This is a genomic window from Delftia sp. ZNC0008, assembly GCF_000799035.1.
GTDB lineage: Bacteria > Pseudomonadota > Gammaproteobacteria > Burkholderiales > Burkholderiaceae_C > Comamonas > Comamonas tsuruhatensis.
The window spans coordinates 1-1,188 of record NZ_JTKZ01000687.1; the positions used below are offsets into that span (position 1 = coordinate 1).

Sequence of the window (1,188 nt, forward strand, 5' to 3'; positions counted from 1 at the left end):
CGCAAGGGGCTTTTTCGTTCAGTGGCCGAACGGCGGCGGCAGCGGTCAGCGGCGGTCGTTGCGCTTGCCCACCTCGTTGCCGATGAGTGCGCCGGCGGCTGCGCCGCCCACGGTGCCCAGCGTGCTGCCGAACAGTGCGTCACCCACCACACCACCGGCCACGGCGCCGACGCCGGTACCGATCTGGGCGTTGCTGGGGTTGGTGGAACAGCCGGCAGAGAACAAGGCAATGGCGGCAGCGGCGGCAATGGAATAAAGGCGTGTCTTCATGTTCATCTCCTGTCGTGGCCTGCGTTGCTTCGGCGGATGGATGGTGGCGCAAGCATTGTGTGGAACATGTTGGCATGCTCTCATTCACGGCCTGCGGCCGTGGTAGGAGAGTTGCCCGAGCTGGGGCCGGGCGGTTTGGAAGCGTCCGGTCCTGCCTGTCCGACAGCGGCGGCGGACGGCATGCCGCCGTGCCTGTGGCAACCCTCGCGGCTCAGACGGAGCGGCTGCGGGCCAGCGGCGGGTTGTGCGCGAAGTAGTTGCGGATGCCGCGCATCAGCGCGTCGGCCAGCTGCACCTGGTAGGCGCTGCTGCGCAGCCGGGCTTCTTCCTCGGGGTTGCTGATGAAGGCGGTCTCCACCAGCACGCTGGGGATGTCGGGCGCCTTGAGCACGGCAAAGCCGGCCTGCTCCACGCGCGGCTTGTGCAGCTTGGCCATGTTGCCGATCTCGCCCAGCAGGGCGCCGCCGAGCTTGAGGCTGTCCTTGATCTGGGCCGTGGTGCTCATGTCCAGCAGCATGCGCTGCACGTGCTGGTCCTGCGAGCCCATGTTCAGCCCGCCCACGAGGTCGGACTGGTTTTCCTTGTTGGCCAGCCAGCGCGCGGCCGTGCTGGAGGCGCCCTTGTCGCTGAGCGCAAAGACGCTGGCGCCACGCGCGGCCGGCGTTGTGAAGGCATCGGCATGGATGCTGATGAAAAGGTCGGCCTGAACGCGCCGGGCTTTCTCGACGCGGGTGGCCAGCGGCACGAAGAAGTCGGCGTCGCGCGTCATGAAGGCGCGCATGGGGCTGCCGCCGATGCGGGTGTTGTTGATGCGGTCGCGCAGCAGGTGGGCGATCTTGAGCACCACATCCTTCTCGCGCGTGCCGCTGGGGCCGGTGGCGCCGGGGTCCTCGCCGCCGTGGCCCGGGTCCAACGCGG

2 protein-coding genes are annotated in these 1,188 nt (G+C 68.7%); both read right to left on the reverse strand.

Annotation, left to right across the window (positions count from 1 at the left end):
- Positions 1-45: 45 nt before the first annotated feature.
- Positions 46-270: a glycine zipper domain-containing protein gene (locus L995_RS22395; protein WP_016447665.1), complete on the reverse strand. Its 225-nt coding sequence runs from the start codon at positions 268-270 to the stop codon at positions 46-48.
- A 211-nt stretch (positions 271-481) separates the two neighbouring features.
- A partial coding sequence (locus L995_RS22400) for an N-acetylmuramoyl-L-alanine amidase (RefSeq protein ID WP_047473771.1) occupies positions 482-1,188 on the reverse strand: 707 nt, incomplete at its 5' end.

Excerpts from the sequence above, each read along its gene's own strand:
- L995_RS22395 (WP_016447665.1), bottom strand. The coding sequence starts at position 270 with ATGAAGACACGCCTTTATTCCATTGCCGCCGCTGCCGCCATTGCCTTG.